41 protein-coding genes are annotated in these 26,250 nt (G+C 48.3%); 5 read left to right on the top strand and 36 right to left on the bottom strand.

The features are described from left to right. Positions 1 to 19: 19 nt before the first annotated feature. From prfA to rplC, 31 genes are all read right to left on the bottom strand, one after another. On the bottom strand, positions 20 to 1,129 hold the full coding sequence (prfA, locus tag H6G00_RS09435) for a peptide chain release factor 1 (RefSeq protein WP_190796532.1): 1,110 nt from the start codon (positions 1,127 to 1,129) through the stop codon (positions 20 to 22). 104 nt (positions 1,130 to 1,233) lie between these two features. Beyond that, complete coding sequence (gene rpmE / locus H6G00_RS09430; protein ID WP_190641706.1) at positions 1,234 to 1,485, bottom strand: 50S ribosomal protein L31; 252 nt, start codon at positions 1,483 to 1,485, stop codon at positions 1,234 to 1,236. Positions 1,486 to 1,578: 93 nt separating this feature from the next. Then, a complete protein-coding gene (gene rpsI, locus H6G00_RS09425; RefSeq protein WP_190641707.1) occupies positions 1,579 to 1,992 on the bottom strand; it encodes a 30S ribosomal protein S9 in 414 nt (137 codons plus the stop codon). Next, positions 1,992 to 2,444, bottom strand: coding sequence for a 50S ribosomal protein L13 (rplM, locus tag H6G00_RS09420; protein ID WP_190641708.1), 453 nt, complete (start codon positions 2,442 to 2,444; stop codon positions 1,992 to 1,994). Before rplM ends, rpsI begins: the two co-directional genes overlap by 1 nt. A 56-nt stretch (positions 2,445 to 2,500) precedes the next feature. Next, on the bottom strand, positions 2,501 to 3,409 hold the full coding sequence (gene truA / locus H6G00_RS09415) for a tRNA pseudouridine(38-40) synthase TruA (protein ID WP_242042199.1): 909 nt from the start codon (positions 3,407 to 3,409) through the stop codon (positions 2,501 to 2,503). Positions 3,410 to 3,418: 9 nt separating this feature from the next. Next, a complete protein-coding gene (rplQ, locus tag H6G00_RS09410; RefSeq protein WP_190641709.1) occupies positions 3,419 to 3,769 on the bottom strand; it encodes a 50S ribosomal protein L17 in 351 nt (116 codons plus the stop codon). 72 nt (positions 3,770 to 3,841) lie between these two features. After that, positions 3,842 to 4,789, bottom strand: a complete 948-nt coding sequence (locus H6G00_RS09405) for a DNA-directed RNA polymerase subunit alpha (RefSeq protein ID WP_190641710.1) — start codon at positions 4,787 to 4,789, stop codon at positions 3,842 to 3,844. A gap of 126 nt (positions 4,790 to 4,915) precedes the next feature. Continuing rightward, positions 4,916 to 5,311, bottom strand: coding sequence for a 30S ribosomal protein S11 (rpsK, locus tag H6G00_RS09400; protein ID WP_190641711.1), 396 nt, complete (start codon positions 5,309 to 5,311; stop codon positions 4,916 to 4,918). Between the two features lie 254 nt (positions 5,312 to 5,565). Next, positions 5,566 to 5,949: a 30S ribosomal protein S13 gene (rpsM, locus tag H6G00_RS09395; protein WP_190680108.1), complete on the bottom strand. Its 384-nt coding sequence runs from the start codon at positions 5,947 to 5,949 to the stop codon at positions 5,566 to 5,568. A gap of 99 nt (positions 5,950 to 6,048) precedes the next feature. Further along, positions 6,049 to 6,162: a 50S ribosomal protein L36 gene (gene rpmJ, locus H6G00_RS09390; RefSeq protein WP_071782548.1), complete on the bottom strand. Its 114-nt coding sequence runs from the start codon at positions 6,160 to 6,162 to the stop codon at positions 6,049 to 6,051. A 124-nt stretch (positions 6,163 to 6,286) separates the two neighbouring features. Further along, positions 6,287 to 6,511, bottom strand: coding sequence for a translation initiation factor IF-1 (gene infA, locus H6G00_RS09385; protein ID WP_036002386.1), 225 nt, complete (start codon positions 6,509 to 6,511; stop codon positions 6,287 to 6,289). Positions 6,512 to 6,735: 224 nt separating this feature from the next. Continuing rightward, complete coding sequence (locus tag H6G00_RS09380; protein ID WP_190680092.1) at positions 6,736 to 7,290, bottom strand: adenylate kinase; 555 nt, start codon at positions 7,288 to 7,290, stop codon at positions 6,736 to 6,738. After that, a complete protein-coding gene (secY, locus tag H6G00_RS09375) occupies positions 7,290 to 8,597 on the bottom strand; it encodes a preprotein translocase subunit SecY (protein ID WP_190641713.1) in 1,308 nt (435 codons plus the stop codon). The genes H6G00_RS09380 and secY overlap by 1 nt, the downstream gene beginning before the upstream one ends. 149 nt (positions 8,598 to 8,746) lie before the next feature. Next, positions 8,747 to 9,193 carry a 50S ribosomal protein L15 gene (gene rplO, locus H6G00_RS09370; RefSeq protein WP_190641714.1) on the bottom strand — a complete coding sequence of 149 codons (447 nt, stop codon included), beginning with the start codon at positions 9,191 to 9,193 and terminating at the stop codon, positions 8,747 to 8,749. A gap of 87 nt (positions 9,194 to 9,280) precedes the next feature. Beyond that, positions 9,281 to 9,802 (bottom strand): 30S ribosomal protein S5, encoded by a 522-nt coding sequence (gene rpsE / locus H6G00_RS09365; protein WP_190641715.1) that lies wholly within the window; start codon positions 9,800 to 9,802, stop codon positions 9,281 to 9,283. 87 nt (positions 9,803 to 9,889) lie between these two features. Continuing rightward, positions 9,890 to 10,252: a 50S ribosomal protein L18 gene (rplR, locus tag H6G00_RS09360; RefSeq protein WP_190796531.1), complete on the bottom strand. Its 363-nt coding sequence runs from the start codon at positions 10,250 to 10,252 to the stop codon at positions 9,890 to 9,892. A 2-nt stretch (positions 10,253 to 10,254) separates the two neighbouring features. Then, the gene (gene rplF / locus H6G00_RS09355; RefSeq protein WP_190641717.1) at positions 10,255 to 10,794 is read right to left on the bottom strand and encodes a 50S ribosomal protein L6; all 540 of its coding nucleotides are present in this window, start codon (positions 10,792 to 10,794) and stop codon (positions 10,255 to 10,257) included. 114 nt (positions 10,795 to 10,908) lie between these two features. After that, on the bottom strand, positions 10,909 to 11,310 hold the full coding sequence (gene rpsH, locus H6G00_RS09350; protein WP_190641718.1) for a 30S ribosomal protein S8: 402 nt from the start codon (positions 11,308 to 11,310) through the stop codon (positions 10,909 to 10,911). 23 nt (positions 11,311 to 11,333) lie between these two features. Beyond that, a complete protein-coding gene (gene rplE / locus H6G00_RS09345) occupies positions 11,334 to 11,879 on the bottom strand; it encodes a 50S ribosomal protein L5 (protein WP_190641719.1) in 546 nt (181 codons plus the stop codon). 56 nt (positions 11,880 to 11,935) lie between these two features. Further along, entirely contained in the window at positions 11,936 to 12,283 is a 348-nt protein-coding gene (gene rplX / locus H6G00_RS09340) for a 50S ribosomal protein L24 (RefSeq protein ID WP_242042198.1), read from the bottom strand. Continuing rightward, complete coding sequence (gene rplN / locus H6G00_RS09335) at positions 12,283 to 12,648, bottom strand: 50S ribosomal protein L14 (protein WP_190641720.1); 366 nt, start codon at positions 12,646 to 12,648, stop codon at positions 12,283 to 12,285. The genes rplX and rplN overlap by 1 nt, the downstream gene beginning before the upstream one ends. A gap of 15 nt (positions 12,649 to 12,663) precedes the next feature. Then, positions 12,664 to 12,915 carry a 30S ribosomal protein S17 gene (gene rpsQ, locus H6G00_RS09330; RefSeq protein WP_190641721.1) on the bottom strand — a complete coding sequence of 84 codons (252 nt, stop codon included), beginning with the start codon at positions 12,913 to 12,915 and terminating at the stop codon, positions 12,664 to 12,666. A gap of 6 nt (positions 12,916 to 12,921) precedes the next feature. Next, positions 12,922 to 13,191 (bottom strand): 50S ribosomal protein L29, encoded by a 270-nt coding sequence (gene rpmC, locus H6G00_RS09325; protein ID WP_190680093.1) that lies wholly within the window; start codon positions 13,189 to 13,191, stop codon positions 12,922 to 12,924. A gap of 3 nt (positions 13,192 to 13,194) precedes the next feature. Further along, positions 13,195 to 13,614 carry a 50S ribosomal protein L16 gene (rplP, locus tag H6G00_RS09320; RefSeq protein WP_190680094.1) on the bottom strand — a complete coding sequence of 140 codons (420 nt, stop codon included), beginning with the start codon at positions 13,612 to 13,614 and terminating at the stop codon, positions 13,195 to 13,197. An 8-nt stretch (positions 13,615 to 13,622) separates the two neighbouring features. Continuing rightward, positions 13,623 to 14,369 carry a 30S ribosomal protein S3 gene (gene rpsC, locus H6G00_RS09315; RefSeq protein WP_190641724.1) on the bottom strand — a complete coding sequence of 249 codons (747 nt, stop codon included), beginning with the start codon at positions 14,367 to 14,369 and terminating at the stop codon, positions 13,623 to 13,625. A 79-nt stretch (positions 14,370 to 14,448) separates the two neighbouring features. Beyond that, on the bottom strand, positions 14,449 to 14,811 hold the full coding sequence (rplV, locus tag H6G00_RS09310; RefSeq protein ID WP_190641725.1) for a 50S ribosomal protein L22: 363 nt from the start codon (positions 14,809 to 14,811) through the stop codon (positions 14,449 to 14,451). Positions 14,812 to 14,876: 65 nt separating this feature from the next. Next, entirely contained in the window at positions 14,877 to 15,155 is a 279-nt protein-coding gene (gene rpsS / locus H6G00_RS09305) for a 30S ribosomal protein S19 (RefSeq protein WP_190641726.1), read from the bottom strand. Positions 15,156 to 15,236: 81 nt separating this feature from the next. Continuing rightward, positions 15,237 to 16,100, bottom strand: coding sequence for a 50S ribosomal protein L2 (gene rplB, locus H6G00_RS09300; RefSeq protein WP_190680096.1), 864 nt, complete (start codon positions 16,098 to 16,100; stop codon positions 15,237 to 15,239). Positions 16,101 to 16,158: 58 nt separating this feature from the next. Continuing rightward, positions 16,159 to 16,461: a 50S ribosomal protein L23 gene (locus H6G00_RS09295; protein WP_190641728.1), complete on the bottom strand. Its 303-nt coding sequence runs from the start codon at positions 16,459 to 16,461 to the stop codon at positions 16,159 to 16,161. Further along, positions 16,454 to 17,086: a 50S ribosomal protein L4 gene (gene rplD / locus H6G00_RS09290; RefSeq protein WP_190641729.1), complete on the bottom strand. Its 633-nt coding sequence runs from the start codon at positions 17,084 to 17,086 to the stop codon at positions 16,454 to 16,456. Before rplD ends, H6G00_RS09295 begins: the two co-directional genes overlap by 8 nt. A gap of 97 nt (positions 17,087 to 17,183) precedes the next feature. Then, positions 17,184 to 17,822, bottom strand: a complete 639-nt coding sequence (gene rplC, locus H6G00_RS09285) for a 50S ribosomal protein L3 (protein WP_190796530.1) — start codon at positions 17,820 to 17,822, stop codon at positions 17,184 to 17,186. A gap of 720 nt (positions 17,823 to 18,542) precedes the next feature. Between rplC and H6G00_RS09280 the strand changes: the two genes are divergently transcribed. The 4 genes from H6G00_RS09280 (at position 18,543) to H6G00_RS09265 (ending at position 22,868) form a co-directional block, all read left to right on the top strand. Continuing rightward, positions 18,543 to 19,019 carry an NAD(P)H-quinone oxidoreductase subunit N gene (locus H6G00_RS09280; RefSeq protein WP_190641731.1) on the top strand — a complete coding sequence of 159 codons (477 nt, stop codon included), beginning with the start codon at positions 18,543 to 18,545 and terminating at the stop codon, positions 19,017 to 19,019. A gap of 86 nt (positions 19,020 to 19,105) precedes the next feature. Further along, a complete protein-coding gene (locus H6G00_RS09275; RefSeq protein WP_190796529.1) occupies positions 19,106 to 19,249 on the top strand; it encodes a hypothetical protein in 144 nt (47 codons plus the stop codon). Between the two features lie 277 nt (positions 19,250 to 19,526). Further along, positions 19,527 to 20,840, top strand: coding sequence for an LdpA C-terminal domain-containing domain (locus H6G00_RS09270; RefSeq protein WP_190796528.1), 1,314 nt, complete (start codon positions 19,527 to 19,529; stop codon positions 20,838 to 20,840). A gap of 177 nt (positions 20,841 to 21,017) precedes the next feature. Further along, positions 21,018 to 22,868: a R3H domain-containing nucleic acid-binding protein gene (locus tag H6G00_RS09265; RefSeq protein WP_190641869.1), complete on the top strand. Its 1,851-nt coding sequence runs from the start codon at positions 21,018 to 21,020 to the stop codon at positions 22,866 to 22,868. Between the two features lie 155 nt (positions 22,869 to 23,023). On the opposite strand, the gene H6G00_RS09260 is transcribed toward H6G00_RS09265, so the two are convergent. Continuing rightward, a complete protein-coding gene (locus tag H6G00_RS09260; RefSeq protein WP_190796527.1) occupies positions 23,024 to 23,590 on the bottom strand; it encodes a GNAT family protein in 567 nt (188 codons plus the stop codon). Positions 23,591 to 23,683: 93 nt separating this feature from the next. Between H6G00_RS09260 and H6G00_RS09255 the strand changes: the two genes are divergently transcribed. After that, positions 23,684 to 24,025, top strand: coding sequence for a hypothetical protein (locus tag H6G00_RS09255; protein WP_190682598.1), 342 nt, complete (start codon positions 23,684 to 23,686; stop codon positions 24,023 to 24,025). Positions 24,026 to 24,043: 18 nt separating this feature from the next. Here H6G00_RS09255 and H6G00_RS09250 read toward each other — a convergent pair whose 3' ends face one another. From H6G00_RS09250 to H6G00_RS09235, 4 genes are all read right to left on the bottom strand, one after another. Beyond that, entirely contained in the window at positions 24,044 to 24,739 is a 696-nt protein-coding gene (locus H6G00_RS09250) for an HAD family phosphatase (RefSeq protein WP_190796526.1), read from the bottom strand. A 33-nt stretch (positions 24,740 to 24,772) separates the two neighbouring features. Further along, complete coding sequence (locus tag H6G00_RS09245) at positions 24,773 to 25,126, bottom strand: phenylpyruvate tautomerase MIF-related protein (protein WP_190682593.1); 354 nt, start codon at positions 25,124 to 25,126, stop codon at positions 24,773 to 24,775. A 9-nt stretch (positions 25,127 to 25,135) separates the two neighbouring features. Continuing rightward, on the bottom strand, positions 25,136 to 25,618 hold the full coding sequence (locus H6G00_RS09240) for a flavin reductase family protein (RefSeq protein WP_190682589.1): 483 nt from the start codon (positions 25,616 to 25,618) through the stop codon (positions 25,136 to 25,138). Positions 25,619 to 25,720: 102 nt separating this feature from the next. After that, positions 25,721 to 26,143, bottom strand: coding sequence for a GNAT family N-acetyltransferase (locus H6G00_RS09235; protein WP_190796525.1), 423 nt, complete (start codon positions 26,141 to 26,143; stop codon positions 25,721 to 25,723). Between the last annotated feature and the right edge of the window lie 107 nt (positions 26,144 to 26,250).

Here is a 26,250-nt window from a genome sequence, read left to right as displayed (position 1 = left end):
ACAGCGAAGATCAAGTAGTTTAGATCGAGACAGGAGAAGAAGTTGAAGCTGCCAATTCTTCAAGTCTTTCCTGTTGATCTTGGGAAATACAAGACTGAATCATCGTCTCTAAATCACCCTCCAATACCGGAACTAGAGTGAAATTCTGCCCCAGGCGATGGTCGGTAACGCGATTGTCTTTGTAGTTATAGGTACGAATTTTTTCAGAACGAGCGCCCGTACCGACCTGCGATCGCCGCATAGAGGTCACTGCCTCCTGCTGTTCTCGCAACTTCATCTCGTAAAGCTTTGCCCGCAAGATCTGCATCGCCCGCTCTCGGTTTTGCAGCTGCGATCGCTCCTCAGTACAAAAAATCCTAATTCCAGTTGGCTTGTGGAACAGGTCAACCGCTGTTTCTACCTTGTTAACGTTTTGCCCACCGGCACCGCCTGATCGTGCCGTAGTCAATTCGATGTCTTTGGGGTCGATCTCAACTTCCACATCGTCTACCTCTGGCATAATCGCCACTGTCGCCGTAGACGTGTGAATGCGCCCCCCCGCCTCGGTTACCGGAACTCGCTGTACCCGGTGAACCCCAGCCTCAAACTTAAGCTTGCTGTAAACGCGATCGCCCTGAATCTCCAGAATCGCTTCTTTAAAGCCGCCCATGTCGGCCAAAGATTCACTCACCAGCTTGACTCGCCAGCTTTGAGTCTCCGCATAGCGCGAATACATCCGCACTAGATCTCCAGCCCAGATACTAGCCTCGTCCCCTCCGGTACCTGCCCGGATCTCCAGCATGATGTTCTTGTCATCATTCGGATCGCGGGGCAGCAACAGAATCTTTAAGCGAGTCTCCAGTTGGGCGGTCTTCTCTTCCAACTCTTCCAACTCTAGAGCAGCCATTTCCCGCATCTCTGGATCACTACCTGCCTCCTTAAGGATCTGCTTGGTTCCAAGTAATTCCTCTTGAGTGGTCTTCCAATCCTCAAAAGCCGTTACTGTCTCTTCTAAGGACGAACGAGCCCTTGCCACGCGCTGAAACTCGTTAGGATCGGTTGCCACATCAGGATCAGCTAATCGACGAGTCAACTCATGGAAAGTCTGTTCAACAGACTTTAACTTTTCTAGCAGATAGGACTCAGCCATCGGAAAACCTTCGCATTATCCAGGTAATAGGGATCTGAACAGTTCTCCATATTCAACCTCAGTTGCACACAGTACAACCAGGCTAAATATGACAGCCAGCATCTCTACTTTTCCTTTTCCTGGGGTGTCTCAGAAGTAGATTGTTGAGTATCCATCATGCCGTATTTCCGCAAGAACCGCTCCACTCGACCCTCAGTGTCAATGATTTTCTGAGTCCCGGTGTAGAAGGGATGATTGCCCGACCAAACATCTACATGAAGTTCTGGCTTAGTAGAACCAACGGTCATCACGAATTCACCGTTGCAATAAACCTTTGCCTCTGGATACCACTGGGGATGAATATCAGCCTTAGCCACAGCTTTTCTCTGTCCTAATTGATTACTTTGTACAATTCTAACTTTTTTGCATTAGCCTTAAGCGCTATGACACTACAGACATCTAGCCAAACTTTAGCGCTTAGAGTATTGAGGAGCCTTACGAGCCTTGTGCAAGCCATATTTTTTCCGCTCTTTAGCACGAGGATCACGGGTTAGATATCCTTCAACCTTAAGCGGCTTACGGTTCTCTGGGTCTAGCTCACACAACGCACGCGCAACTCCGAGGCGAATAGAATCTGCCTGTCCAGTCAAGCCACCGCCTCTCGCGTTCACTAGGATGTCGTACTCGTTCTCTAAGCCCAACGTTTCAAGCGGAGCTTTAGCTGCTGAAAGATACGCAGGATTGAACTGAAGATACAGGTCGCCAGGCTTACCATTGACTGTAATTTGACCACTTCCTGGAACCAAACGAACTCGCGCTACAGATGACTTGCGTCGCCCCGTTCCCCAATACACAACTTGATTTGACTTTTCGGTGGCTTGCATTACTCTTCTCCTGGAATGGTCTTAATTTGCAATACTTCGGGCTTTTGAGCTTGGTGAGGATGGTCAGGGCCTACGTAAACTTTGAGCTTCGTAAATAGTTGCCGGCCCAATGTGTTCTTAGGTAGCATCCCTTTAACGGCTTGCTCAATGATTCGCTCCGGCACACGGGCTTGCAGCTTTGCAAATGTCTCAGTTTTCATTCCACCAGGACGACCCGAATGGCGACGATAAAGCTTTTGTGAATACTTCTTGCCAGTAACGCTGACTTTTTCAGCGTTGACCACAATCACAAAATCACCTGTATCCAAATGAGGCGTATAAGTTGGCTTATTCTTACCTCGCAGAACCATAGCAATCTCGCTGGCTAATCGCCCTAGACGCTGCTCAGCAGCGTCTACGACGTACCAGTTTCGTTCTAGAGAAGCTTTTTCGGGGACGTATGTTTTGTTCACAGCTCTAAATATCCTTCAATCATTCAGTATAGAAAATCAAATTGAGAACTTATGATCTAACCGAGCAAATGTTCGAATCTCAACTCATCCACAGTAGGCAAGACAAACTTGGGCTGCGTATCAAACCAAAGCTCAGTAGGAAAAGGGAAGTCGGGGTAGCCAACCCGTAACAAACAAAGACCATGCGGGGGAGCGGCATATCTAACTTGGTCTCGCCTTTCGGAAATCCAAAGCTCGGTAAATTCAGCAGGCGATCGCAACCCTCGCCCAACCTGCACCAGCAGACCCACGAGCAACCGCATCATCCCATATAAAAACCCGCTTGCTTGCAGCTCAATGTGAATAAACGCTCCATCGCGACTACATTTCGCTGTTTGAACCTCCACCCAAGAATGAGGACGACTTGATCCTGCTCGATGGAAAGCCGCCAGATGATGGCGTCCGATCATCGGCGTTAGCGCCTCTTGCATCAAACCCTCATTCAAAGGAGCTTGATAATAATGCCAGGAAAAGGGGCGCACAAACAAGTTGGGACGTTTGCCAGTATAGAGCGAGTAACGGTAGCGTCGCCACAAAGCTGAAAATCGAGCGTGCCAATTGGAATCAACCGCGGCCGAAGCTCGGACCACAATATCTGACGAAAGCCGATGATTGAGGATATCTGCCCATCGATGGGTTGGAACAATTGCAGGCGCATCAAAGTGAGCAACCTGTGCCGCTGCATGTACTCCAGCATCAGTTCTACCAGCCCCATGCAACGTGACTGAGTATCCTAATACAGACTGCAATGCATTTTCGATTTCTTCTTGTACGGTCCGCTGCTGAGGTTGACGTTGCCAACCATGAAAGTGAGTGCCTAAGTATTGAATCACCAAGGCAACTCTCTGTAACTTTTCCGGTGTTGGTTCAACATCAGAATTAGGAGCAGCTGTTACCCATGAAGACTGCATAGCAGGTGTAGACATGACAACAGCTTAAGTCAGTTCAATAATTGCCATTTCAGCATTATCACCTCGACGGTTAACGGTGCGAAGAACGCGAGTGTAACCTCCTTGGCGATCTCTGTAGCGCTCTTTGGCTTGCTCAAATAACGCATGAACGAGTTGCTTATCGTAAAGATAACCCAACGCTTGACGGCGAGCAGACAGAGAGCCGTCCTTAGCCAGAGAAATCATTTTGTCTGCTTCAGAACGAACTGCTTTAGCCCGTATCTTGGTCGTAGTAATACGACCGTGACGAATCAACTCAGTAGTTAAAGCTCTTAAGAGAGCTTTACGCTGGTCAGCGGGTTTTCCAAGCTGATGAACACGACGACGATGACGCATGATACCAATGTAGAAATAGAAGATGAATTTGAAATCGATTTGACTGCTACAGAAACTTAGAACTGCAAGAGATTAGCTAGTCTTAGCTGGTTTCTCATGAGGCAGAGTAATGCCAAGCCGAACTTGCAGTGCTTCAATTACTTCTTCAGCCGACTTAGCACCGAAATTCTTGATTTCCAAAAGATCCTCTTGGCTGTAATCCAGAAGATCCGCCACTGAATTAATCTGTGCCCGTTTCAAACAGTTGTACGCTCGAACCGACAGCTGAAGCTCTTCAATAGGAATTTGATTGGTTGGATCTTCATCCTCTGGGAAGTCATCCCTCAACGGCTCAAAAGTGACATCCTTGAGAGGATTGAATAGATCAACTAGAATACTTGCGGCTTGACTCAATGCTTCCTGAGGAGTTAAGCTTCCGTTCGTCCAAACCTCCATAATCAGACGGTCTTTTTCAAGGGAACCGCCGACTCGAGCATCTTCAATCGTGTAATTGACCCTACGGACAGGCATAAAAACTGAATCGATTTGAAGAAAGTCCAAAGCTGCCGTTTCATCGCGTCCCTTTTCAACAGCCCGGTAGCCAATGCCCTTCTCAATCCTAAATTCCATTTCTAGAGTCGAGTTAGTTCCAACTGTGGCGATATACTGAGTCGGATCAATAATCTCAACTTCAGAAGGAAGCTCGAAATGTTCCGTTGTGACAGTCGCAGGACCTTGGACGAGCAAGCGTCCAATTTGAGGCTGAGAGGAGTAACTCTTCAGCACAATCTCTTTCATGTTCAAGATAATGTCTAAGACATCTTCACGGACACCAGGAATGGTCATGAATTCGTGCGTTACCCCAGCAACACGCACAGCCGTTACTGCCGCTCCTTCTAAATTCGAGAGAAGCACTCGACGCAAAGCATTTCCGACTGTAATGCCTTGACCTCTTTCCAACGGTTCTAGAATGAATCGCCCATAAAGATTTCGATCATCAACATTATCTGTTTCTACGCACTCGACCTGAAACTGTGCCATAGACCAACCTCCCTCTTCCCTAGCATTGGAAAGGCAAACAACACTTTCCTGACTCAATTCATCTCCCGGTAGGTTACCGGATGCACCGCTCTCAATATCTCTCGAACTGTTTACTTCCAGTTCGCCTCAAACCCGCCGTCGCTTAGGAGGACGACAACCATTGTGAGGAATGGGAGTAACGTCACGGATAAGCGTAATCTCTAGTCCAGCGCCCTGTAGGGCTCTAATTGCGGTTTCCCTGCCAGATCCTGGACCACTTACCATAACCTCAATCTGACGCATACCTTGATCAACAGCCCGCCGAGCTGCACCCTCAGCGGCTGTCTGAGCAGCAAACGGTGTACCCTTCTTGGCACCTTTAAAGCCACTAGAACCAGACGAAGCCCACGAAATAGCTTCCCCATTAATATCTGTAATCGTAATGATGGTGTTGTTGAAAGTTGACTGAATATGTGCAACACCACTCGGCACATTCTTTTTCTGCTTCTTTGCCCCGGACTTACGAGTTGGTTGTCTCGCCATACTTTACTCTCTGGATAAAAACTTAAACTTTGTATCTAGGGAAGCCAAAATCTCATTTTCCTAGCCTTATGGAGCCGATCAGGTAAGACAGAAGAAGCTCAAACCTATACTTAACTCCATACTCGAACATGCACTTAGACCAAAAATAGATTGAGGCAATCCAGCAAATTTTTGATCATGCAAGAGCCAATGTTCGCAATTTGCTCCTATGCAAGAACCTAGGGATATTGTGGCGCGTGTCTGGAGCCCTAAAACTATTTCTTGCTTGGAGCCTTCTTCTTACCAGCAACTGTTCGACGACCACCCCGGTTTGTGCGGGCATTAGTTCGAGTTCGCTGACCACGAACGGGTAATCCCATACGGTGACGACGTCCTCGATAGGTTCCGATGTCCATTAGACGCTTAATGTTCATCTGGTTCCAGCGCCTAAGATCACCTTCTACCTGGTAATCGGCTTCAACGACCTCCCGAAGCGCACCAACGTCCGCATCACTAAGGTCCTTAACCCGCGTATCTGGGTTTACACCTGTTTTAACTAGGATTGCTTTAGAACTCGACAACCCAATTCCAAATATATAAGTCAGACCAATTTCGACACGCTTGTCACGTGGAAGGTCTACTCCGGCAATACGTGCCACTCTGCCATCTCCCCCTAACGTTAAATTCTGGAATGCTGTTCTATCTATCAATAAAAGCGAATTTCTCGCTTAAACCCAAACCGTCTACTAGTAACACAGCTAACCTTGACGCTGTTTATGTTTTGGGTTGGAGCAAATTACCATAACCCTGCCACGTCGACGAATGACGCGGCATTTTTCACAAATCTTACGAACGGATGCTCGAACCTTCATCTCTTAGGCTATTCCAATCTTGTACAAAGTTGTCATTATAGCAATTATTCTTGCTCTGGTCAAACTGCGAACCGACTTCTGAGGAGGCTGTTTGTTATTTTTTCCACTCAGAAGATAGCTACCTCTACTTTTTACGAAGCCGATAAGTGATTCGACCTTTTGTCAAATCGTAAGGAGTTAATTCAACCTTCACTCGGTCGCCCGGAAGAATCTTGATGTAGTTTCGCCTAATTTTGCCCGAGATATGAGCCAAAACATTAAAGCCGTTATCTAGGTCAACCCGAAACATTGCGTTAGGTAACGAGTCTGTTACCGTACCTTCCATTTCAATTAGATCTTGTTTAGACAATGCGCTTTTCCTCAAACTAAAGTACAAAACGATCTCGGAAACTTAGAAATTCACAATTTGACCTGAGTCTACGAATTTTCTATGGTTTCTGCTCATTAACGCTTATTTCAAGATTAACAAATCTCTATACTAAACAGCTTTAAGGAGAATTAGCGAAAACAGCTTCACTTGACCCAATTGCTTTTCGACGGTTGACACACTCAAGACTTAGAGAATTTAATATCTCAGTCTTGAATAATCTGCTGAAGATCTACATTAACGTGCTCAACGGAGCGATTTCCATCTACAGAAATTAGCTGCTGGCGATCGCTGTAAAAATCAATCAGAGGAGCGGTTTGCTCTCGATAAACCTGAAGTCGGTTGCGGATTACCTCTTCGCTATCATCTTTGCGCCCTCGACTTAAAAGACGAGCTACTAGAACATCATCGGGGACTTCCAAATTGACAACACAGTCGCACGTTTGCTCAATCTCTTGCAGAAGCTCATCTAGAAACACAGCCTGATTCACATTTCTAGGAAAGCCGTCAAGAATCCAACCTTTTTCTATATCAGGTTGACCAAGGCGGTCGCGCACCAGATCCAAAATCAGCTGATCTGGCACTAGCTCACCTTGGTCCATATAAGACTGAGCCTTTATGCCAAGATCAGTTTGTTGGGAAACTGCACCACGTAAGATGTCCCCAGTAGAAATGTGAGGAATATTACACAGATGGGCAAGGGTATCTGCCTGAGTCCCTTTTCCTGCACCTGGAGGCCCCAGAAAGATCAATCTTGCCACTACTGCTTCACCATCCCTTCATAGCGCTGAGAAATCACATAAGTCTGAATTTGCTTCGCTGTATCGATTGCTACACCGACTAGGATTAACAGTGAAGTCGCTCCTAATCCTTGAAAAGTCCTGATTTGGGTTGCACCTTCGACCGCAGTTGGAATGATTGCAACTAGCCCCAAGAATACAGCGCCTAAAAAAGTTAAACGATTCAAAACGCGTTCAATGTATTCACTCGTTGCTTTACCGGGGCGAATTCCTGGAATACTAGCTCCCATCTTCTTGAGGTTCTGGGACATGTCCACAGGATTAACAATCAAGGAAGCGTAGAAATAACTGAAGAACAGAATGAGCACCAAGTAAACCACTATATAAACCCAAGTACCAGGGCTCAGGTAGCTGACAACCTGTCCTAGAAACTGGTTGGGAATGAACTGCGACAAGGATGCTGGCACAACCATGACTGCAGAAGCAAAAATGATTGGCATCACCCCACCTTGGTTCAGGCGAAGTGGCAAATAACTGCTTCTTTCTAAGTAGAGTCTGCGCCCCACCTGCCGTCGAGCAGAAATGATAGGAATTCGACGAGTTCCCTCTTGGACAAAAACGATGCCAACAATCATAACCAGGAAGACCAACATCAGAATGATGATGCCGCCAACAAGGCTGCGATCGCCACCCTGAGCAAGTTCAACAGTATTACCTAATGAACGAGGCAGGGTTGAGACAATACTTACAAAAATCAGTAGAGAAGCTCCATTGCCAATTCCTCGCTCTGTAATTAGCTCACCAACCCACATCACAAACATGGAACCTGCTGTGAGCGCCAAAGCAGTTTCTACAACAAAAAGGATGCTTGGGTTTTCGGCAAATTGACGAACGAACAAAGCGATGCCAACACTTTGAATTAATCCCCAGCCCAAGGCAACATAACGAGTAATCTGGGAAATTTTGCGCCTTCCTGCTTCGCCTTCGTTCTTCTGCAAGTCTTCTAGAGCTGGAATCGCTGCCGTTAGAAGCTGTAAAATAATGGATGCGTTGATGTAGGGCAAAATTCCTAAAGCAAATATCCCTACCGCAGAAATTCCGCCGCCTGCCAGGATGTCTAAAAAGCTAAGTAGACCTCCCAAGCCACTGTCACTGAGTGCTGCTTGCAAGGCATCGCGGTTAATTCCAGGTACGGGAATTACAATACCTAGACGAACCAGAAGTAACATCCCAACGGTAACAAGCAGCCGACCTCTCAGTCCTGCTGCTTGCGCCATTTGCATGAACGTTTCTTGAGCCGTTGGGGCTTTATCTTTACTAACGACCATTTAAGGAGTTCCTCTACCGATATATGCGATCGCAGCTTTCCTCAGAACAGCTTCTTTGAGTTGTGCCTAATCCAAGCATGACAGCATCGCTGAAATACTCTGCCCTTTGATCAAAGTAGAACTCTCAAGCGTAAGGTACAAGCTATTTATTAATCTAGCAGCTTGCAGGTACCGCCTGCCGCCTCAACCTTGGTGCGAGCCGATGCCGTAAAAGCAGCAGCCGTCACTTCAAGCTGAGTAGTTAGGTCACCATTTCCCAAAACTTTCAAAGGTCCATCATCTGAGGTAACAATTCCTGCTTCCATCAAAGACTCAAGCGTCACTTCAGATTTAGCAGGCAGTGACTCTAGGTCGCCAACATTGATGACGGTGTAATGCAGACGATTGATTACTGTAAAGTGCTTGAGTTTGGGAATACGCCGATACAAAGGCATTTGTCCCCCCTCGAAGCCAGGACGAGTACTGCGACCAGAGCGCGATTTTTGACCCCGCATTCCAAACCCACCGCTAGCACCCTGACCAGCAGAGATGCCTCTACCGATGCGTCGCCGCCGTCTTCGAGAACCTTTTTGAGGTGAAGCGTCTTCTAATCTCATAAGCTTGTTCTTCTCCAAAAAAGAATTTAGTTAGTCGTTTGCTTATGCTTTGTCGTGAATAGCAATAGGTGTGCACTAACCATTAATTCAGGCATAGAGAGATTCGATAGGAACCCCTCGCTCTTCTGCAACTTCAGAAAAAGTTCTTAAAGATGCCAGCGCATTGGCAGCAGCTCTGGCATTGTTTAAAGGGTTGTCTGACCCTAGCTGCTTTGCCAAGATATTACGCACTCCAGCTAGCTCCAGTACAGTTCGCACCGCTCCACCAGCAATTACCCCAGTTCCCGGTGCTGCAGGACGCATCATCACTTTGGCACCGCCACCCACTCCATTAACGGGATGGGGAATGGAGTTAGCTTTGGTTAGGGGCACATCAACTAAATGCTTTTTTCCATCTGCTACGCCTTTGCGAACTGCACCAATTACGTCACTAGCTTTACCAACACCAACACCGACTTGCCCTCGTTCATTGCCAACTACAACAATGGCTCGAAAGCTCAGCTTTTTACCACCTTTAACAACTTTAGTGACCCGGCGAATCTGAACAACCCGCTCTTGCCAATCTGTTTCTTTCTCTTTCGCTTTATTGTTTTTGCGACGATTTGCCATGTCTTTAATCCTTAAACTTAGCTTGGTCTGCTTAGAGGGCTTGCCTTTGACACATTTTTAGAGGACAACAGTTCAATAAAAATCTACTTAGAAGTCCAAACCACCCTCTCGAGCAGCATCTGCAAGAGCTTTGACTCGTCCGTGATAGAGTTTGCCACCACGGTCGAAGACAACCTGGCGGATACCTTGCTCAAGCGATCGCTGTGCAATTAGCTTGCCTACTTGCACGGATGCAGCACAGTTGCCGCTAGAATTCAATTCTGACTTCAACGATGGCTCCAAAGTAGAGGCAGAAACTAGAGTGTGATGGCGAGTATCGTCTATGATCTGAGCGTAAATATGCTGGTTTGAACGGAAAACAGCCAAACGAGGACGCTCTGCGGTTCCAATGACTTTGCGCCGGATACGACCATGACGACGCTGTGTTGATTCTCTTCGAGTAAGTTTCATTTTTACTTCTTCCCTGCCTTTCCAGCTTTGCGTCTGACCATCTCGCCTGCATAGCGAATTCCCTTACCCTTATAAGGTTCGGGCGGACGAACCGCTCTGATTTGAGCTGCGATGTTACCAACAATCTCTTTATCGATGCCGCTGATCAAAACGTTGGTATTGTTTTCTACTGCTAGTTGAATGCCTTCCGGAGGAGCGATCTGCACAGGATTGCTATAACCGACGTTTAGCGTCAAGTTACGGCCCTGAACTTGAGCACGATAACCAACCCCCTGAATTTCTAGACGACGCTGAAACCCTTGAGAGACTCCTTCAACCATATTGGCAACCAGAGTTCGGCTAAGTCCGTGACGTTGCCGAGCCACACGGGAATCGTTGCGGCGCTTAACTAGCAGAGTTTCCCCTTCCTGGCTCACCTCTACTTCGGCGGGAAGGATACGAGACAATTCACCTTTTGGACCTTTTACTGCCACCTGTTGACCTGCAATGGTGACAGTCACCTTGGCAGGGAGAGGGATGGGACGTTTTCCGATACGAGACATACTGAAAATTGCTCCTGAACAACAGTGATTAATTGCTAGTAGTTGATGGTCGTCAGCTCTCACCGCCTATCTGACCGCAAAGAACTAACAGCTAACAACTGCTCTGAGTAATGCCTACCAGATGTAGCAGAGCACTTCTCCTCCTAAACCCTGGCGGCGTGCATCTCGATCAGTCATGATTCCGCTGGATGTAGAAATAATTGCAATGCCGATCCCACCCAAGACTCTGGGCAGCTCTTTGCGATTGGAGTAAACTCGTAAACCTGGCTTGCTGACGCGCTTTAAAGTATTGATGATAGGCCGACGATTTTTGCCTCTGTACTTAAGGGAGAGTACTAAGTTGCGCTTAACTCCCTCCCCAGATTCTGAGAAATCAGCAATAAAACCTTCTTCTCGTAGAACCCTAGCAATATCGCGAGTCATCCGAGTTGACGGAACCTCTGTTGTCTGGTGCCGTGCCAAAGTAGCATTTCGGATGCGCGTCAGCATGTCTGCAATCGTATCGTTAACCGCCATAGTTTCCTCTTTATGAAACTGCCTCAATTGTCTCGAAAGGGCATACCGATTTCTTTCAGCAAAGCGCGGCCCTCTTCGTCGGTGTTTGCAGTGGTGATGATTGAAATATCCATCCCGCGAATCTGGTCAATTCTGTCGTACTCCACTTCAGGAAAAATGAGCTGTTCTCGCAGACCCAAAGTGTAGTTACCACGACCATCGAAGCTCTTAGGGCTAATTCCACGAAAGTCCCGGATTCGGGGTAGGGACAAATTGATCAACCGTTCCAGAAATGCGTACATTCGGTCTGAACGCAAGGTAACCATAATACCTACGGGCATTCCCTTACGGATTTTGAAGCCTGCGATCGCCTTTTTCGCACGAGTAACAACAGGCTTTTGCCCTGTGATCATCGCAATCTCATTCAAGGATGCTTCTAATGCTTTCGCATTTTGAGCAGCTTCCCCTAACCCTCGGTTAACAGTGACCTTAACAAGCTTAGGAACTTGATGAACGTTTTCGTACTGAAACTGTTCCATCAGCTTTGGAACAATTTTTTCTCGATAAGTAACTTTGAGCTTTTCTGCCATATTTTTTATCCTTGATGCTTCCTGGGCTTTGTCAGGATTGCTGCTTGATGAACTACTTAGTCAAGAATTTCGCCGGTCTTCTTTAACATCCGAACCTTGCGTCCATCAGAGTTGTAGGTGTAACAGATACGACTCGCTACTTTCTGTTTGGTCGAATAAAGCATCACGTTTGAGCTGTGAATCGGACCCTCAGTCGTCGTAATCTGACCTGACTCTCCCTCTTGCTGAGGCTTAACGTGCTTGGTCTTGATGTTGACCCCTTTGACGATGACCTTGCTCAGTTTTGGAAAAGTCTGCAAGACTTCACCAACTGTGCCCTTCTCCTTTCCGGAGATTACCTGAACGGTGTCTCCCTTCTTGACGTGCATTTTGTATCCAACTTTGGGTTGCTTAGCTTTTGGCATCACAGCACCTCCGGAGCTAGAGAAACAATCTTGGTGAAGTTTTTGTCGCGCAGCTCGCGGGCTACAGGCCCAAATACACGAGTTCCTCTAGGGTTGCCCTCGGCATTAATGATGACAGCTGCATTATCGTCAAAGCGAATGCTCATGCCGCTGTCGCGACGTAGCCCTTTGCGAGTACGAACCACAACGGCTCGCACTACGTCCGACTTTTTGATCGCCATGTTTGGGATCGCATCTTTGACAACAGCGATGATGACATCGCCTACGCCAGCATAGCGACGGTTGCCACCTAGAACTCGAATGCACATCAGCTTGCGAGCACCGCTGTTATCTGCCACGTTAAGGTAAGACTCTTGTTGAATCATGGTGAATCTCCGCGGTTAAACTTTGGGGGCGGTGCTAATGATGTCAGTTACAACCCAGCGCTTAGTCCGACTAAGGGGGCGGGTTTCCTGAATACGAACGCGATCGCCCTCTTGACATTTATTTTCTTCGTCATGCGCTTTGTACCGCTTGGTGCGAACCATAATTTTGCGGTACTTGGGATGAGGGGCGCGGTTTTCCACAGCCACCACCACCGTTTTGTCCATTTTGTTGCTGACAACTAAGCCAACTCTCTCTTTGACTGCCATTGAAACCTACTCCTCTTCTGCATCCGATTTTGAATCTGAAGATGCAGCCCCAGAACCGGATGTCTGTTTAATAGAAGCTGCTAACTGACGCTCTCTCTCCAACGTCATCAGTTGAGCGAGACGATGGCGCATATGCTTAAACTGATGAGGCTTCTCTAACTGTCGAGTAGCTTTTTGAAACCGCAACTCAAACAGCTGCTTTTTGGTTTCTACGATTTGATCGCTGAGTTCTTGATCACTCAGATCCCTAATTTCCTCAATCTTGGGCAGAGGCATGGCTTATACTTCCTCCGCTTCGCGCGTAATGAACTTCGTTTTGATAGGCAGTTTAAAGGCAGCAAGGCGCATCGCCTCACGCGCAGTCGCCTCCGGAACGCCAGCGATTTCAAACAGAATCCGACCTGGCTTAACCACTGCAACCCAAAACTCTGGGTTTCCCTTACCTGATCCCATTCGGGTTTCAGCTGGGCGCATGGTTACCGGCTTGTCTGGAAAGACACGAATCCAAATTTTTCCACCCCGGCGAATATATCGCGTCATTGCTCGTCGGCTAGCTTCGATCTGACGGGCAGTGATCCAGGAGGGTTCGAGTGCTTGAAGGGCAAAATCACCAAAGTTCAAGTCATTGCCCCGGTTGGCCAACCCTCGCATCCGGCCCCGATGCTGCTTCCGAAATTTAGTTCTTCTAGGACTTAACATGACTCGCCTTACCCCTCATTTGAACGATCTTCAAACTGTTGACGGCGACGCTGCTGCTGCTGCTGGCGGCGACGGGGCTGAACATTTCCGGGAGTAGCAGGTTCTTCTTCTCCTGGAATAATTTCTCCTTTGAATACCCAAACCTTGATGCCCAATACACCATAAATGGTTTGAGCTGTTCGGTAGGAGTAGTCAATGTCTGCCCGGAGTGTATGTAGCGGCACCTTACCCTCGCGGGTGTATTCTGTCCGCGCAATTTCTGCGCCGTTCAAGCGACCACTGACCTGAACTTTTATCCCTTGAACTCCGGCCCGCTGTGCCCGTTGAATGGCTTGTCTAACCACTCGGCGGAAAGAGACTCGGCGCTCTAGCTGCTGAGCAATATATTCAGCAATAAGTCCTGCGTCTGCGTCGACACGGGCTACTTCTACAACATTGATGCGAATTTGGCGATCGCTACTTCCCAATTCTTTCTGAAGTCCGGCACGCAAGTTTTCAATGCCTGCACCACCTCGACCCACTACAACGCCTGGTCTAGCTGTTCTAACCTCTAAATCGATTTGGTCAGCTTTCCGCTCAACACGTACTTCGGAAATCCCAGCGTTGCTGAGATTTTTATCTGTAGCGATGTAGTTACGGATTTTGTAGTCTTCCTGTAACAGGTCTGGATATCGCCCAGAGTCGGCAAACCATCGAGAACGATGTTCTTGAGTGATGCCGAGGCGGAAGCCAACTGGATGTATCTTTTGTCCCACGACTCGTCCTCTGAAATGTAAGCAGTAAAAGGGTTAGTTAGATAAGAGCAATATTTACAGAACAGATATAAATACCTGGCTATTCCTCTTCTGCTCCGGGAGCAACCGCAATAGTGATATGGCAAGTCGGCTTCCGAATCTGATAGGCCCGCCCTTGTGCCCGAGGGCGAAAGCGCTTGAGCACAGGGCCTTGATCTGCGTAGGCTTGGCTAACAATCAGGTCAGCAGGGGTGTGTCCCACATTATGTTCTGCGTTCGCCACAGCCGAGCGAAGAACCTTGAGAACAGGCTCACAGGCTCTATAGGGCATAAACTCCAGGATAATCAGAGCTTCCCGGTAGGAACGTCCACGAATTTGGTCTAAGACCCGACGCACCTTGTGAGGTGACATCCGAATATATCGAGCAACAGCTTTAACTTCTTCAGCAGCGGTGATAGCCATGATTTTCTCCTACAGTCCTTAACTCCAGCGGTGGCTGACTGCCATTTGCTGGCAGCTAACGACTTTTAGCGACGGGCCTTCTTGTCACTTTTGGCGTGACCTCGGAAGGTGCGAGTTGGGGCAAATTCTCCCAATTTGTGTCCTACCATTTGCTCCGTTACGTAGACCGGAACATGTTGACGCCCATTGTGAACGGCGATCGTGTGCCCAATCATCTGGGGCAAAACGGTTGATGCGCGTGACCAGGTTTTGATCACTTGCTTGTCGCCCTTTGCATTGAGGGCTTCAATTTTTGAGAGCAGATGATCTGCTACGAACGGGCCTTTTTTCAGAGAGCGAGACATAGCTGGGTCAACCTAATGAAGTAACTATCGCTTAACAGAATTTGAGCGCTCAGGTTTAGGGTTGGCAGATTGCCAGCCAGCTTATGCATCCCGACCGCCACGACCTCTCTTAGAGGAACGACGGCGACGACGCACAATCAAAGCATCACTAATTTTCTTCTTCTTGCGAGTCTTATAACCCAAAGCTGGCTTACCCCAAGGAGTAACCGGTCCACTACGACCAATCGGAGCACGACCTTCACCACCACCATGAGGGTGATCCACAGGGTTCATTACACTACCGCGAACCTCTGGACGGCGACCTTTCCAGCGCTTACGACCCGCCTTACCAAGGCTGACGTTGCGAGAATCAGTATTACCCACCTGTCCAATGGTTGCGTAACATTCGCGTCGAACCAGGCGAACTTCAGTAGAAGGCAGTCTGAGGGTTACAAAATTACCTTCTTTAGCGACAACTTGAGCTGAAGCACCCGCTGCTCGGACAATCTGCCCACCTTTACCAGGAACTAACTCCACATTATGAACAGCAGTTCCTAGAGGAATGTTGCCCAGGGGAAGCGCATTACCCACTTCAAAAGGGGCATCTGGTCCAGAAATGATAGTGGCGCCAACAGCCAATCCAAGGGGATGGATAATATATCGCTTCTCACCATCCTGGTAATAGACCAAAGCAATTCGAGCGTTGCGATTGGGATCGTATTCAATCGCTGCTACTTTCGCTGGGATGTTGTGCTTGTTGCGGTAAAAATCAATGATTCGGTAAAGGCGCTTGTGCCCACCGCCTCGATGACGAGTCGTGATTACACCACGATTGTTCCGGCCTTTAGGACGATGTACCGAACGGGTTAGAGATTTTTCTGGCTCAGTTTTGGTAATTTCGGAAAATTCCGAAACTGTGCGTTCGCGGGTGCCAGGTGTATATGGTCGATAGTAACGAATACCCATAACTCAAATTTGGTTGCACTGCTAGACGGCATTCAGTTGGCGGAGATTAGTATAGGCACTAAACTTCGGGGAACAACGTGATCGAATCTCCGGGGGCGAGGGTCACGACTGCCCGCTTGTAGCTGGAACGGAATCCTACAAATCGACCCATGCGCCGCTTCTTGCGAGGCGGATTTTGAGTATTGATTTGTACGACTTCGACCTCGAAAAGTTGTTCGATCGCAGACTTGATTTCTGTCTTAGTTGCGCGGGGATCAACCTCGAATGTGTACTGGTTGTTCTCCAATAGCAAGGTTGCTTTCTCAGTCACAATCGGGCGACGCACCAGGTCTGCTAGCGCACGGGAGTCAAACTTAGTCACCGTAAACCTCCTGAATTTTTGCAAGAGCAGACGCAGTTGCCAAAATTTTGTCTGCGTCTAGCAGGTCATAGACATTAAGACTGCTAGCAGAAATCAGCTTAAGGTTGACAATATTTCGAGCTGAAAGGTAAACCGTCTCATCTCTCTCTGAAAGAATCAGCAGAATTTTAGCGGTAGGATCAATTCCCCAACGGGCGATCGCCTGCGTCAACTCTTTCGTCTTAGGGCGAGGCAACTGATCAGCAAAGTCTTGAACGATAACCAGGTCTCCAACACGGCTCTGGAAAGCTGTCCGCAAAGCTAGTCTGCGCTCTTTGCGGTTCATTTTGGTGCTGTAGTCTCTGGGCTTGGGTCCAAAGATTACGCCACCCCCCCGCCATAGCGGAGAGCGGTTAGAACCTGCACGAGCACGTCCTGTACCTTTTTGTCGCCAAGGCTTGCGACCTCCACCGCTCACTTCTGCGCGAGTCTTTGTTGAGGCAGTGCCTTGCCGAGCATTGGCCAATTGCCGTACAACAGCTCGATGCACAATGTGAGAAGCACTCGCTTCACTCGCAACTTTCAACTCTAAGGAGGCTTGTCCAACCTCTTCGCCTTGCCAATCTCGAACTATACAATCAACCATATTTTTCCCTCCGACTGATGAGCCTTGGAATTAATCAGCTTTGAGCGACAGGTTTTCAAATTGAGAAACGCCAGAACTCACAGCTAAAAACTCGGATTTATGAATTTCCTACTTGCTTGGCAGGAACAATATTTAACAAGGCTCCGGGCTTGCCTGGAACAGCGCCTTTGATGAGCAATAGATTGCGCTCGGCATCGACACGCACCACAGTAAGCTTACGAACTGTGACTCGGCTACCGCCTAAACGACCCGCCATCCTCTTACCCGGATAGACGCGCCCAGGTGTAGTACCTGCGCCGGTTGAACCTGGTAGGCGATGGTTCTTAGAACCGTGCGCCATGGGTCCACGTTTGAAGTTGTGCCGCTTCTGATAACCAGCGAAACCACGACCGATGCTAGTGCCAATCACGTCCACGATTTGCCCTGACACGAATGTATCAGCAGTAATTTGCTGTCCCAGTTGGAACTCGGCGACGTTGTCCAACCGATACTCATGGAGGTGACGCAGAGGAGGGGCTTCAGACTTGGTTAAATGACCCAATTCTGGTCTGTTAAGCGCTTTAGCTGCTACTTCTCCATAACCAACCTGAATGGCTGCATAGCCATCTGTCTGAGCAGTTTTAATCTGGGTGATGGTGCATGGGCCAGCCTGCACAACAGTCACAGGGATCGCTTTCCCTACTTCATCAAATACTTGGGTCATGCCAAGCTTAGTGCCGAGGATACCAACAGACACAGTAACGAGTCTCCCTTGTTTTGAACACTGCAAAAATCTTGGAACTGCGATCGCCTCGCTAGCCCATCAAACTTCAACAGATTTTTCGCAAAAACCACCCCAAAGCTTTGCTGTTGTGATTACAGCAGTCACTTCAGGCTCTACGAAAGTAGCGGCTTAGGCAGTCTAGAGATCGCAGGGAACACTCGCTTTCAGCGAACTGCTCAACGCTGCACTTTCTCACTTCGCCAGGACTTAAACAGACATCCGTTCAGTATCCTACGGGTTTCGCCTGCAACTCTTGATCTGAACCGCGCTGTCTCTACTATTACGAGCAGGCTTTTCGGAAGCAGGAGAATCTGAAAAGTTTCTCCCAATCAAGAGGCTTAGCAGCCAAGGGACGATTAGCAGTGAACTCTAGTTCATTACCTTTGTCCCGTGAAATCCATAAACCCTAATTTCGGCGACAATTAAATATCATAGACAATTAAAACGAACTTGTCTAGCAAATTCTTACTCTAGTTTTTAATTGCCTGTGAATTCCTGAATGACCCTATTGTGGCGTAATTTATGGCTGTGATGCCACTAGGAATTAGGAATTGCTATCGGTGGATAAGGTGAATTGAATCAATCCTGCGCCAAGGGGGCGATCGCTGCTTACATATCCACATTTATAATGAGATCGCTAACGGAGATACTTAGACCCTCTTGAAACTTCTGGGCAGTGAGGACGCAAAGCTTATGGCGTTGATTACAACAGGCAAGCAGTTTATCCGTGATTTAGAAAAAGCGGGCGCTTTGGGGCTGTACATTCCACTGGAGGGAGGGTATGAAGGGCGATATCAGCGTCGTCTCAGAGCAGCAGGATATGGATTGCTAACCATCAATGCGCGTGGGCTAGGCGATCTCTCTGCATATTTGTTAGATGTTCATGGAGTTCGTCCACCCCATTTAGGCAAGAAAGATACAGGACGCGGAGCAGCGGTTGGTGCGAGATACTATGTTCCTCCTGTTGCAGGGTATCAGTTGGAACAGCTACCACCAGGTTCTAAAGGTTTGGCATTGTGGTTTTTGGACGGAGGGATTCTTTCGCAGCAAGAGTTGGAATTTTTGGCTGCGCTGCCCAGCTATGAGCCCCGGATCAAGGTAGCGATTGAATTGGGAGGCGATCGCAGCTTTACCTGGAAGCCATTAAAGGAAACTCTGGTTGCAGCTTAGGGTAAATAGGACGTTGTATTAAGCTGACTCCAGAAAATCTCAGAATGCCAACTAGGATTGAGATATCTCAATTCAGGCATCTACTCATGAGTAACAAAAAATACGTTCCTCCTCGTCCGAGCTTTCCCAATCGTCTTGATGCTGGTGGCACTAGGCAAAAGGCAGAAGGCGCTCAAAATCTCCCTGATCCAACCAATCCTGATAATCCCAATCCACCTACAGTAGGCTAAAGGCTTTTTATTGAGAGGGCTCATACCTTACGGTTCGAGATTATAGGTTCAGGAGAAGGGTGAGAAATAGTCAGGAAACATATTCAACTCTGCGGAGATGCAGCACTGCTGCGTCTCCGCACTTGGTTTAAACCGAGCAGATCGCCCTTTATGGAAAAGTATTTCAGCAATTTGTAATACGTGCAGCTTGTAATACGTCTCAGTATTCAATCTTTGTAGTAGACTGACCGCAGATTGATCCCTCGTCATTTTTCGAGTAACCCATTAGCATGTAAGGGTGACTGATTTGTACCGTCCCTTACGATCTTTAAGGGAGGGCAACTGGTTCAAACTCATTTGTGGAGCCAGCTTTCAACACCTCCCTGCTGTACGCAATCTCACCCTGGCCTATACGCTTGCTGGTGCTGATTGTGTTGATGTTGCCGCAGATCCGGCTGTCATCACTGCTGCGCGAGAGGCAATGTGGGCAGCGAGTCGTTTAGCCGCCGCTGGTTCTGAGGCGTTTAAGTTTAACAGCTTGCCCTGGCTGATGGTGAGTTTGAATGATGGCGAAGATCCGCATTTTCGCAAGGCTGAGTTTGATGCTGCGAAATGTCCAGCGGACTGCACTCGACCCTGTGAATCGATCTGCCCTGCTGAGGCGATCGCCTTCAACCATAGCCACAATAATTTTTCAGGCGTAATTGACGATCTTTGCTACGGCTGCGGTCGCTGCTTAACGGTGTGTCCGATTCAGCAGATTTCGACTCGCTCCTATGTGTTCACACCAGCAGCGATCGCGCCTCTAGTGCTAACCGGAGTGGATGCAGTTGAAATTCATACGCAGGTAGGGCGTTTGGCAGACTTTAAGCGGCTTTGGCAGGCGATCGCTCCTTCGCTTGACCAGCTCAAACTAATTGCAATTAGCTGTCCCGACGGAGAGGGGCTGATTGACTACCTCTGGGCACTGTATGAGCTGATCTCACCCTTGCCCTGCCCACTGGTTTGGCAAACAGACGGTAGACCGATGAGCGGTGATATTGGTGATGGTGCCACTCGTGCCACCATCAGGCTAGGACAAAAGGTTCTAGCAGCCAAGTTACCGGGATATGTGCAATTAGCGGGAGGAACAAATAGTTATACGGTTTCTAAGCTAGTAAAACAAGGCTTATTAGGGGAACGTACAGCGTTGGCAAACCAGCGCAATGTAGTGATCAATCAGGACATTAATTACTCAGACACCTGTGTAGAGAACGCTTCCGTCTTGACAGCAGGTGTCTCACAGCCCGTTGATACTACAGCGCAACCGCCCTACAGGGTTGCTGGAATTGCCTATGGTAGCTATGCCCGCACCCTTTTAGCTCCTGTTTTGGATCAGCTAGCGCAACACAGCACGGAAGATTCATCAGTTACTATAAATTTTTCTAGGAATTTTCCCAATGGATTTCATAGAGCTGACACTATGACTTCATGGATTCCTAGATCAAATTCCACTCGTCTAGAGGTTCATCCGGATTTGCTACACAAAGCCGTTGGACTTGCTGATTCTCTTGTTTCTCAAATCAAATCACCTATGAGGCTAAAGCAAACCATTCCTAAGCAAACCGGATAAGCTGACCTGATGCAGTGCCCTATTACGGCTCGGCATTTCGTCAAATTTCTTTCCTTGAACTTCCTGCTGGTCATTTAACACCTTTAAAGCCATTTACTCATGACGCTCAACGGTAACAACTCCTCTGAACAGCCGATTGATTCTGAGATTGCCGCAGATCAGAGTGTTCCTACAGCGATGCAGATTACAGACGACCTTGACCGACTGCTAGAAATTTTACCTGGCGAGATTCGCCTGCATTTAGAGCAGCATCCCCAGCGAGAAAAGCTGATCGAAGTTGTCTTAGATTTAGGTCGCCGTCCAGAAGCTCGATTTTTGGGTCAGGCAGAATATCTTTCTGATGTTCCAGTCTCAGCTGTAGACCTAAGCTATTGTGTGGACCGTGTCGGGATGTTTAGCGGCGACAACCGAGCCGGAATTGAACGGACGCTTCACCGGATCAGTGCGATGCGAAATCGGGCAGGTGAAGTCATTGGACTAACCTGCCGGGTGGGACGAGCGGTCTATGGCACAATCGGGATGATTCGTGACCTGGTAGAAACGGGGCGATCGATTCTCATGTTGGGTCGTCCTGGCGTTGGAAAAACGACGGCTCTGCGCGAAATTGCGCGAGTTCTGGCTGATGAACTGAACAAGCGAGTCGTAATCATCGACACCTCAAACGAAATTGCTGGAGACGGTGATATTCCCCACCCAGCAATTGGTCGAGCGAGACGAATGCAGGTAGCTCGACCGGAGCTTCAGCATCAGGTGATGATTGAGGCAGTCGAAAACCACATGCCAGAAGTCATTGTAATTGACGAGATTGGCACTGAATTAGAAGCTTTGGCAGCTCGTACTATTGCTGAGCGAGGCGTTCAGTTAGTTGGCACGGCTCACGGTAATCAGATTGAGAACCTGATCAAGAACCCAACCCTGTCCGACTTAGTAGGAGGAATTCAGTCGGTAACGCTGGGTGATGATGAGGCAAGGCGTAGAGGCAGCCAGAAGAGCGTTTTGGAACGTAAAGCTCCTCCGACTTTCGATATTGCTGTTGAGATGCTGGAGCGGCAAAAGTGGGTTGTTCATGAAGAAGTTTCTGAGACGGTAGACAGTCTGCTGCGAGGACGGCAACCCAATCCGCAAGTCAGGACGGTGAGCGAAACGGGCAAAGTCGTGATTACGCACGAACTATCTAGTGATTCGGTAGGCTCAATGTCGAGGCGATCACGCAGCGCCATGGGCGAACCCCGCAGCGGTAGCTTTGGTCAGGCGCGTGGGCTTTCTCTAACTGAGTCACGCGGCGGTAGCAGAGAATCTTCTCAGCGAACGGGATGGCGAAGCTCTGGGCAAATGACACCTTTGCCATCCTATAGTCGCAATGAATTAAAGAGTCGTTCATCAGCGGAGCCTTTGCAGCAGGCATACCTGGAGCAGCAGGACTTTGACCAACTGCTGAATGAATCTCTGGATCGCTCATTTAGAGACCCAAGAGATGCTAACGCCTTTGAAGATTTGCCTCCTGCAGGTCCAAACGGCGAAGATTTGCCCTTGCACATCTACCCCTATGCAGTGAGCCGTCAACTCCTTGATCAGGCGATTCAAACGCTAAACTTGCCGGTTGTGTTGACGAAGGATTTAGATAGTGCAGATGCAGTATTGGCAATGCGATCGCACGTCAAAAATCACTCCAAGCTGCGTCATGCGGCAAAAGCTCACCAGATAGCGGTTCATACAGTCAAGTCCAATAGTATGCCGCAGATTGTTCGGGCACTCCAGCGAATGCTAAATCTGGATGATCCGGGTAGTAACGAACCGGTGAACCTCAATCTGTTTTATCGCAGTGGTGATGAAGATGAAATTGAGGCGCTGGAAGAAGCTCGGCTTGCTGTGGAGCAGATTGTCATTCCCAGAGGGCAACCCGTAGAACTGTTGCCTCGTTCTGCCAAAGTCCGCAAGATGCAGCATGAGCTAGTCGAACACTATCGTCTCAAATCTTCCAGCTTCGGTGAAGAGCCAAACCGTCGTCTGCGGATTTATCCGGCATAGGTTCAGTTGACTGGTCAGGTAAAACTTGGGGTGAGGCAGGCTAAGTTTGTCTCACCCCAAGTTTTTATCTACTTTCATTAGACCTTCTGCATGAATCACTTTTTGAAGCGTGAATGGTAGCGCGGCGAAGCCGCGCTACCATTCACGTAGGAAGTCTATTCTTGCTGTCTCGACGACCAACTCTTCTTCAAGATTGAAAATAGCTTCAGGTCATGGAAGCTTCCTTTCCAGTAACCATGTTCTCGCAGTATTCCTTCTTCCTCAAAACCTAGCTTCTCCAATAGCCTGATTGAGGCTATGTTTTCTAGCATTACCCTTGCTTCAATGCGGTTAAGCCCCATCTCTTGAAAGCCAAAATTGATCATGGCTCTCAAAGCTTCTGTCATAATGCCTTTTTGCCAGTGGATTTTGGCAAGTTCGTAGCCAATCTCTGCACGAAAGGAGTTTTTGACCCAAGAACTGTAGCCACATGACCCGATAATCACGTCATTTGTCTTACAGGCGATGCCCCAACGAATTCTCTGTCCGCTCTTAAAGAGCTCTGCTCGACAATTAATCAAAAACTGTGCCTGATCAAGCCTCGTCGCAGTATCTAGATCGTGATACTTTGTCACGCTGGCATCTGAAAAGATCTGAAAAACGGCTTCTGCGTCGGACAGTTGAATTTGCCGCAAAATCAGGTTTTCGGTTTCTAACTGCGGGAATTTGTCAAACAGTTCCATTGCCTTTCCCCTCAACTCTTCGCAAGTTTTCAGGACAAGTCACATAATAGGCTTAGAAAACTGCTTTACTGTGACGTGGGAGGTTGAGTTCCGTTGCACGCTACCCAGCATCCTCTCCAACCGGGACAAACTTTTCAAAGTTTTGGCTCCCATTTTACTTATCGGGTCGTCGGTCCCTGCTGTCGTTTGTTTGATCGGGAGGAACTTCCGTGGCCCTGCTGTCGCCTCCAGTGGCAGGGGAAGGAACCTAGTTGGCGACGCATCGGTAAACGCTTTGTAGTTGACCTTGCAACCCAAAATTCGCCGTCCTACTCGGTCGAGATTTTAGGGCAGGAATATTTTGGAGAGCCGATTGTGCTAACTCTATACGCAGTGAAGTTACCACAGCCCGTGAAGGAGTGGTGGCATTCAAAAAAGGCGAAGGATGAGGCTTAGAAGCGTAGGGTGTAGAGATTAGTTGGAGGAGGGGAGGGGCGGTTCCTTCGGAATTGCGCTTTGCCCTGATCGCAGCAAATCTTGCAACCGTGAATCTACAAAATCTGGAATTACGAGCATTGCGCCCAACTCATAAAGCTTCTGGGGAGATTGAGTTGAGGCAAGCCCAATAGTTGGAATTCCGGCGCTGACAGCAGAACACATCCCTGAAGGAGAATCCTCAAATGCCAGCGTAGTTTCTGGCGACGTTTCCAGAAAATTCATTGCTACCTGGTAAGGCATGGGGTCAGGTTTCCCTTTGGGCAAGTCGTCCCCCAGCACAACTACCGCAAAGGAATCTCTGATTCCCAAAACTTGCAACATGAACTCAGCGTTTTCTTTAGGAGCGTTCGTCACCACTCCTTGTTTAAGCCCTTGAGCCTTTGCCCAAGCGACCAGTTCAAATAACCCAGGCAAAGGAGTCAGTAAGGTTTCAGCACGTTTGCGAAATTCGGCTTCCTTGCGATCGCCCAATTCTTGCCCCTCCTCAGGGGAAAGCTGAGGGAGCAAATCCTGGATGATTTGAACATTGAGCTTGCCGCTGAAGCGGGCTCTGTAGAACTCACTATCGATTTCGATCCCATACTCCCTTAGAACTTCCTGCCAAGTCTGAAAGTGGATGGGGTCGGAGTCAACCATGGTCCCATCCAGGTCAAACAAAAGTGCCTTGAGCATGGTTTCCCCTGCAGTAGTTGTAGAAGGATTCGGTTAGCCAAATGTGGACTCGTTCCAGCCCCACATGTAGCCTTTGGCATCTGCGAATTCGATGTAGGTGCGATCGCTTGCAATTCCCAACGCCTGATTAATCTGCTGGCAAAAATCTCGGCTCATCGCTTGAGTTAGCGTTGGACTCATCGACCCAACACTTTTCACTTCGATGTAGCAGACGGGATCGGTCGTGCCTGCAAAAGTCATCGACACATTGGGTTCAAATGCGGTCATCACATAAGATTCTGGTTTACCCAAATGTTTTGACAGGCTCTTAGAGAGGCTTTTCAGCAACGTCTCAACTTCAGACTTCTCTGGAGCCGAAATAGAGGTTTGAACTTTAATCAATGGCATAAAACTTGATCACCCACCGTAATTCCAACCTGTGCTTTCTAAAAGCAGCGGATCACCTTCGCGATGAACGCCAGCAGCTATGACTTCACCCACAAAAACGGTGTGGTCGCCATGCTCAACTGCGCTAATCACCCGACACTCTACATAGCCGAGCGAGTCAGAAATAATTGGACAGCCTGTTGCTTCACCAAGGTAAAACTCAATGTCTTCAAACTTATTGCCAACCCGACGCTGAGGTTTAAAGAATTTCTGAGCAACCTCTTTTTGCCCCGCGTCCAAGACGCTCAGTGCAAAAACCTGGCTGGATTTGATCATGGCGTGAGATTTAGAATCTTGCTTCACGCAGTTCACGACCAACGGCGGCTGAAAAGAAGCCTGCATCACCCAGCTAGCCGTGTAGCCGTTTACCTCTTCGCCCTCTTTCACGCCGCACACATAAAGTCCATGAGGAATCTTACGCAATATTGTTTTTTTAGCCTGTTCGTCTAACAAGGGTTCTACGTCTCATACGCGCTACGCCATTCAGTTTAATATCAAACCCCGGCGTAGTATCTTCTTTCTCTTCAAAGCTCAAACCTAGTGGTAGCTCGATCGCTAGTCGTTTAACTTGAGGCTGAAATGGAAAGAGGTGATCGCCATTCCCTGGCGAAAGTAAAAGCGATGTGCTCTGACGCGGTGTGTGCCGCTGTCAAGCTGGAGGGAGATGCAGTTTTGAGATCTAGCATGGTCAGTCAGCCAATTCATCAAGGACTTGCCGTGCCCTTTAGAGCGTTCTGAATCATCTGAGACTAAATCATCGACATACAAAAACCGCCCATTAGCTAACATTTCTAGGATTCTGAATCCAGCGATCGCCTTCACCCCATTTTCTTCCAAGTACACCAGATGATAGCCATTCTCCTGCTGACGCTTGACTTGCTCCACAAAGGCAGTTTCGGTCAGATGGGGTCGAAGCTGAACAACAACTGGAAAACACTTTGCAATATCAGCGTCAGCGGTAGCGAACTCAATCGACACAACAGCAATCTCCCCACGTACAATTCTTAACTCGCAGAGTCATCTTTGCATAATGACAGACGCTTCAGAATCTCATAGGCTGAATTCATATCAATGACGCTGGCTAG

This window comes from Leptolyngbya sp. FACHB-541 (genome assembly GCF_014695875.1).
GTDB lineage: Bacteria > Cyanobacteriota > Cyanobacteriia > Elainellales > Elainellaceae > JAAUTN01.
The sequence above is the reverse complement of the archived record's forward strand: the minus strand, read 5'-3'. Positions and strand labels throughout refer to the sequence as shown.